This window comes from Citrobacter sp. wls615 (assembly GCF_005281355.1).
Classification (GTDB): Bacteria; Pseudomonadota; Gammaproteobacteria; order Enterobacterales; family Enterobacteriaceae; genus Citrobacter; species Citrobacter werkmanii.
In genome coordinates this window covers 124278-130392 of record NZ_SZXM01000019.1, presented here as the reverse complement: position 1 = coordinate 130392, position 6115 = coordinate 124278, and the positions used below count along the sequence as shown (strand labels likewise).

Here is a 6115-nt window from a genome sequence, read left to right as displayed (position 1 = left end):
GCCTGACNNGCCTGACCCGCCTGACCCGCCTGACCCATTGCCACCCTGATAATTAATATTCGACTGTATTGTTATATTTCTGGAATAAGATGGCGTAACCGTATCAGTTATCAAAACAGCACGTGAGGCATCACACTTATTCTGAAAAGTTTCCCAGTTCATTATGCAGACGTTTGATGTGTCATAGGAAACCTGCTTTACATTAACGGAATAAGAATAACTAATGTATGTCGGGTTATTCACGTCCGACTGTTTTGATTCGATATTATAAGAAACAGCCTTATAACTGTTCTGTAGTATTTTAACATGATTGCCGTCACTGTCGGTTTGCTCAAACCACATATCAGGCTGGTTATAATCATACTTTACCGTTTCCATAATGCTAGCAATGGCAATTGAATCAGCATTGTTAGACAGATAATACCCTGAGCACATTGTGCAATTGGCATTTGTATAAAGCGAAAACTGAGAACCTATTGAGTCAGATTTAACCACATTAGAAGGAACGCTCAGAGCAGATAAGTCAGACGGTAAATTTACAGTCTGCCCTGGTGTTACTGTATCTGGCGTAGAATTGTTTCCTGAGTCTCCATTACTACCCCCGCCAGATGAATTATCATCACCACCATTGCCAGAGCCATCAGCAGAACGAACAGGCGTCCAGTGCCCATTCCACGAAGTATCATTATCATAACCGATACCAATACCCGAAAGTTCGTAAATGCAGTTTTCAAAATTTGCATAACGTGAGTCTCCTTCTTTCCAGACATTACTTAATGTGCCATCAAATGCGGGTTTATTTAAACATTCAGCGTCTGTAGTTGCATGGGTAAAGAAAGGAGCAAAAAATAAAGCAATAATTATTTTCTTCATTTATGCTACCTGAATAAAGGGTGGCAGATGCCACCCAAATAAATGGTTGGAGCGAAAGGATATTGAATTAAGATGCGCGGCTTACAAATTTCTTAAACAGTTTAATTCCCACCGTTGCACCAACAACAAGAACAACAAGCGCCCATGCGTACCCGGACATTTCGGTTGCCTGAGCGGTTAAAGAATCAAAAGCAGCTTTAGCCTGACTGGTTGCATCCTCTGCTGCAAAGGCAGATGAACCAATAACCAGAGTTGAGCCAGCAATGATTTTTGCAACGACTGATTTTTTCATATTGAAACCTCAGATAGTTTTTTAAACACCAGAATAGAATGGGATATAACCCATCCAACACAATAAGCAGCAAAGAAGTAAGATAGTACACTCATCTTTGACCACCACTAATAACGCCAAGGCCAAAGCAAATAACAAGCCCCGCATTAAATATTAATTGATAAAGAGAATCGAAGTCTGTAGCAGACATATATCCCAAAAAACCTAAGTGACATTAACAGATGGAATAAATCACCCCTTCAAATCTATCTTTCCAACAATTTTGTAATCAACAATCACAGGAATCATGACACCTTTAGATGCCTTAAGCCCATATGACGGTATAATTTCAAGAAAAGGCTTTCCAGATTTATAAGCACTCTCCAGGTCATCACGCATTTTCAGGCAAACAGCATGACGATTATCTGGTGTAATTTTCACTTTTGCCGGAGCAAAGCCACATGAGCTATTCGTTGATTCAAATTCAGTAGATAATGCCTGCGCATTACCCCAATTAAAATCTTCATTTGTTTTATCATTTTTCATTGTGCCAAACTGTACAAAAAATACTTTGAGTGTTTCCTGTTCCATAAATAACCTCTATTAGAATGCACATTCACGGTTGTAGAATTTTTGAGCCACTATATTTTGGTAAATATCTGGCGTCCTGAATTTAAGCGTCAGGTCATCCATATGCTCTTTGCGAACAATGGAAGAAAAGACAGCTTCATAATCATTGCCAAGTTGATGGAAAATTCTGGCAATGGTTTTCGATGCCTGCTTGCGAAGCCAACGAACATCAGATTCAAAACTGTTAATCGCCAGCCGGACAATTCCAGAACGCTGAAGTGTTTTAGGTCTGGCTGGATTGATCTGTTGCGCGTATTCACAAAGACCAGTAAAAATCCCTTCTATGTTCAGTAGTATCTCAAGCGGAAAGCCTTTAAGTTCAGCTTCTGAACGATGCCAGACATCATCAACTTTCTGTTCAAGCGCTTTGTTATAAATACGCCAATAAACACGAGATTCACGAGAACCAACAGTAATCATTTCCTGCTGTAACGATCCATCACCATGATATTTGTGAGAAATGCCAAGACCCGGCTTCGGGCCTTTACCGCCATAAAAAGCCTCACATTTATGATCCCGCATGGCAGCAGAAACAGTAAATACACCGTCAAAATCATCAACAGCAAGATCTATACGTTTCAACATCGTTACATCAAGATGATTGAGCCAGTTATAAATTTCATGTGGTGACGTGCCATTAAAAACATGAGTACACCCTTCACCGCTGATCTGAATATAGATCGTGTCGTTATTTCCACCCCAAAACACCATTCCAAGATGCTCATAACCGCCATCAACTGAATACAGAGGCGCTGAACGGTCATAGTTATAGCCTCCTCTGTCCCGTTCTGGCCCAAGATGAAGCCCAAAGACAGCGGACAACCACAATTTAAGACGATGCATACGCGCTAAATAAATCTCCCTATTCAGGTCATTTATTTTTTGCTCAAGTTCACCTTTTGAATCAGTCGTGTAGCTTTGAACCTGTTCGTTTAGTTCATCGTCGGACGGACACCATTTACCACCTTTAATCACATCGGTAAAAAAAGCATCCTTATGAGATACATGGTTATGAAATGTTGGATAAATTCCGTACTTGCGCCATTCATTTAGCCCATGCGGGTACGTTTCCAACGATTTGAGGGAACAGAAAGGCATGGTAAATGCAAGATAGTCAATTTTTACATTTCTTTCCGTCAGTTGCATGTCAGTGACTCCCTGTAACCCACGAAAGAATCAGAATGCAGAACGACAGAAACTAAAAGAAAATCATCACCATAGAAGCAAAAACATTCATCTACCAGCTCATCAAAGGAGCGGTAAAAGTCCCATTCCCCGCCGATGCTAGCATTGACTCCAAAATCTGGTATGTAGTCGAAGTAGATGATGTTCATAAAAGCACCATGTATACGCATTACTAATTACATTTAGTAGAAAAGTACACCTGTAACGGATTACCTGTCAACTAGTAATTGAAAATATGTATACATGTAATATGATTAATCAAAACAGATACAGAGATAGCCGAAATGAAGAAAAATCTAATTAAAACAATACGATTGAAGGATTCTGAGTCTATCGATTTAGGAGTTCTTTCGTATGAACTCACTAAGAAAAACATTATGAATGGAATAAACATCATTTATAAAGAGTCTGATTTAGTGCATTTTTTAATCGAAAATAAAATGAATGAGATAGATGTAAACGAAAAAGGTGAATTAACGTTTAAGGTCAAAAATAGTTAGCTATGCTGGCTGAAAGCCCGTAGTTATCCTGAGACTACCCCCGTTTTACAGGACGGGGGATGCCGACTAAATCAATTTAGGCTAAATAAAAATGACAGTGCATACCAAAATTTTTGATGAAAATGGGATTTTGTTTTTTGAAAGTAAGTATGATGTTAATAAATTAGCTATTATCGCAGAAGCAAAAGACGAGAAAAAACTAGCTCTTATAAAAGAGAAAGGCGCAAAATGGGCATTCGATGGCCTGCCTATCTTCGCTAGTGAATTAATAAAAACAATTAAAAATCAAGTGGATGAGGAAAAAATAGAATATTCCACATTCAATTTAATCCATACGATTTGGTTAGTACAATCAACCTTTGGCGGGCTTACTAGAGAGAAATTTGTAAAGTCCGATATTGAACTACAAATATTAGATGATGGCACAATCTCTATAACATACTCATAAAGAAACACTGGTGCGCATAATGCACGCTATGTGTAAAGACGAACCCTCGCCATTCCGGTAAACCCAACCCCATTCTACCGGAATGGCTCAGAACCCTTTTGTAACATAACGTCATACATTATGCGCACTAACGTAGAGTAACGAGAATTGTAGCCAGATTGGTGCAGTAGTTGTTAGTTCGCATAACAGTTGGATTGTCTTGCGCCCTCTGGTTCAGATTGAGGACTTCCTATGGCTAAGCAATTATCAGGTGCCTGTTGATCTTGCCCGATACACACTCAACATAATCCGCGAGAGCTATACCGGCTTTGGGCCGACGCGGGTATGCGGGAAACTCGTAGAACTGCACGATGTCCATCTGTCCAAAGAAACTGTCCGGTCGCTTATGGTTAAAGCCGGTTGCTAGATGTTTTATTATTTGAGCATCCCCAGTGGTAAAAGCATGGATGTGATGACTGCGCTGATTTCCACCTTTTGTGAAGTACCTACGATTTGAAATGCCATTTTCACCACGTACAGTATATCCGACACGCTCTATCGCCTGATTCAGGCTGTCCATTTCATCAAGATTAGTAACTTCGATTAATATATCGACACTGGTTTAGCTGATAATCCCGGCACCGAGGTGCTACCAATATGATGAATTTGGGATAGTACTTTACCAAGAGTCATCTGAGACATCGCTTACTTTCCGAAAAACGGTAATCAAATTGCCCCCTCCGATACAGGATGTGTTGTGCTAACCGGTGATCAGAGGGCAACGCGGGATGCACGAACTCTTCAGTTTTATTCATGCCCAACCGTATCATCAGACGCTCTGACGGTTTATTCAGCACCGACGTAAATGAAACCACCTCACTTAACGCCAGTTCCTCGAAAGCAAACGTCAGGCACGCCTCGGCGGCCTCCAATGCAAACCCTTGATGCCAGTAGGATTTAGCAAGACGCCAGCCTATTTCGGTACAGGGTGAAAAGTGAAATTTATCAGGTTGTGGATGTAAACCTACACACCCCACAAACTGGTGTGTTTCTTTAAGTTCAACGGCCCAGAATCCCCAGCCGCGCTCTGTAATGCCTTCCTGGAATCTGGCAGCCAGGTTGTCGCTTTCCGTTCGTTGCAGCGGAGCCGGAAAAAAACGCATCACGTCCGGATCGGCATTTAACGCGGCAAACGGGGCTTTGTCTTTGGCTTCCCACGGGCGTAAAATCAGTCTTGATGTTTCCAGCATATTTCTGCCCTTCTCCTGTATTTTCATATAATCTTCTAAAAGAAATGGCTCATCGGCAAGGACTTATGTAACCCTTTCCGCCTTTTTCTCTCATACTGGAGATTCATTCATGGCCGACTGGAATCCTTCGCTTTATCTGCAATATGAAACTGAACGTTCAAGGCCCGCTGCGGATTTACTCAGCAGAGTGGCGTTAGAGAATGTCCATTCAGTCGTCGATCTTGGCTGTGGTCCGGGAAATAGTACGGCATTACTGCATCAGCGCTGGCCCTCGGCTGTAATAACCGGGATTGATACCTCACCCGCCATGCTTAATGAGGCGCGCAAGGCATTACCAACATGCCGCTTTATTGAAGCGGATATCTGTAAATTCCAGACAGAGCAGCCTCTTGAACTGCTATATGCAAATGCTTCGTTGCAGTGGGTTCCCGATCACTATGATTTGTTCCCGCATCTGGTATCGCTACTGGCTCACAATGGCGTGCTGGCTGTACAAATGCCGGATAACTGGCTGGAGCCAACGCATGTTTTGATGCGTGAAGTGGCTTATGAACAAGGTTACCCTGACCGGGGCCGCTCGCCGCTTCCTGGTGTACACGCCTATTATGACATTTTGGCTGAAGCGGGCTGTGAGGTGGATATCTGGCGCACAACGTATTATCACGTTATGGAATCACATCAGTCGATTATCGACTGGGTAAGTTCAACGGGCCTGCGGCCCTGGTTACAGGACTTGAGCGAAAATGAGCAACATCTTTACCTGGCACGTTATCATGAACTGCTTCAGGAACAATATCCTCTGCAGGAAAACGGTAAAATTTTGCTGGCCTTTCCGCGGTTATTTATCGTAGCCAGACGCAATGATTAAGCGTTTATTATAAGTGCATCACAGGAGATAACTATCTGCCATGCGCGCCCTCGCCTTTTTATCATGAGGATCTAGTGGCAAAGCCCGTCATCTGCTAGTGTCTGGCAACGT

General features: G+C 42.1%; 9 protein-coding genes and 1 pseudogene (1 of these 10 running past the window's edge). 3 read left to right on the top strand and 7 right to left on the bottom strand.

The window, feature by feature from the left end; genetic code table 11:
• The 5 genes from FDX04_RS24285 to FDX04_RS05945 all read right to left on the bottom strand — a co-directional run.
• On the bottom strand, positions 1-873 hold the 5' portion of the coding sequence (locus tag FDX04_RS24285; RefSeq protein ID WP_212734316.1) for a hypothetical protein. Its footprint begins 9 nt before the window's first position; only the first 873 of its 882 coding nucleotides appear in the window; its start codon is at positions 871-873; its stop codon lies beyond the left edge, outside the window.
• A 67-nt stretch (positions 874-940) separates the two neighbouring features.
• Positions 941-1165 carry a major coat protein gene (locus FDX04_RS05955; RefSeq protein ID WP_080330019.1) on the bottom strand — a complete coding sequence of 75 codons (225 nt, stop codon included), beginning with the start codon at positions 1163-1165 and terminating at the stop codon, positions 941-943.
• A 91-nt stretch (positions 1166-1256) separates the two neighbouring features.
• Positions 1257-1355 carry a tail virion protein G7P-2 gene (locus tag FDX04_RS24405; protein WP_015979771.1) on the bottom strand — a complete coding sequence of 33 codons (99 nt, stop codon included), beginning with the start codon at positions 1353-1355 and terminating at the stop codon, positions 1257-1259.
• 41 nt (positions 1356-1396) lie between these two features.
• Complete coding sequence (locus tag FDX04_RS05950; RefSeq protein ID WP_080330020.1) at positions 1397-1735, bottom strand: hypothetical protein; 339 nt, start codon at positions 1733-1735, stop codon at positions 1397-1399.
• 12 nt (positions 1736-1747) lie between these two features.
• Entirely contained in the window at positions 1748-2920 is a 1173-nt protein-coding gene (locus tag FDX04_RS05945) for a replication initiation factor domain-containing protein (RefSeq protein WP_170975144.1), read from the bottom strand.
• Positions 2921-3243: 323 nt separating this feature from the next.
• On the opposite strand from FDX04_RS05945, the gene FDX04_RS05935 reads away from it, so the two are divergent.
• A complete protein-coding gene (locus FDX04_RS05935; RefSeq protein WP_080330023.1) occupies positions 3244-3459 on the top strand; it encodes a hypothetical protein in 216 nt (71 codons plus the stop codon).
• 91 nt (positions 3460-3550) lie between these two features.
• A complete protein-coding gene (locus tag FDX04_RS05930; protein WP_080330024.1) occupies positions 3551-3907 on the top strand; it encodes a hypothetical protein in 357 nt (118 codons plus the stop codon).
• 400 nt (positions 3908-4307) lie between these two features.
• Here FDX04_RS05930 and FDX04_RS05920 read toward each other — a convergent pair.
• Positions 4308-4582: pseudogene (locus FDX04_RS05920) on the bottom strand (GrpB family protein); the annotation flags it as partial.
• Positions 4576-5136 carry a GNAT family N-acetyltransferase gene (locus FDX04_RS05915; protein ID WP_137370606.1) on the bottom strand — a complete coding sequence of 187 codons (561 nt, stop codon included), beginning with the start codon at positions 5134-5136 and terminating at the stop codon, positions 4576-4578. The gene FDX04_RS05915 and the pseudogene FDX04_RS05920, both read right to left, overlap by 7 nt.
• 109 nt (positions 5137-5245) lie before the next feature.
• Here FDX04_RS05915 and tam point away from each other — a divergent pair, with 109 nt between their 5' ends.
• Positions 5246-6004, top strand: coding sequence for a trans-aconitate 2-methyltransferase (tam, locus tag FDX04_RS05910; protein WP_137370603.1), 759 nt, complete (start codon positions 5246-5248; stop codon positions 6002-6004).
• The last annotated feature ends 111 nt before the right edge of the window (positions 6005-6115 follow it).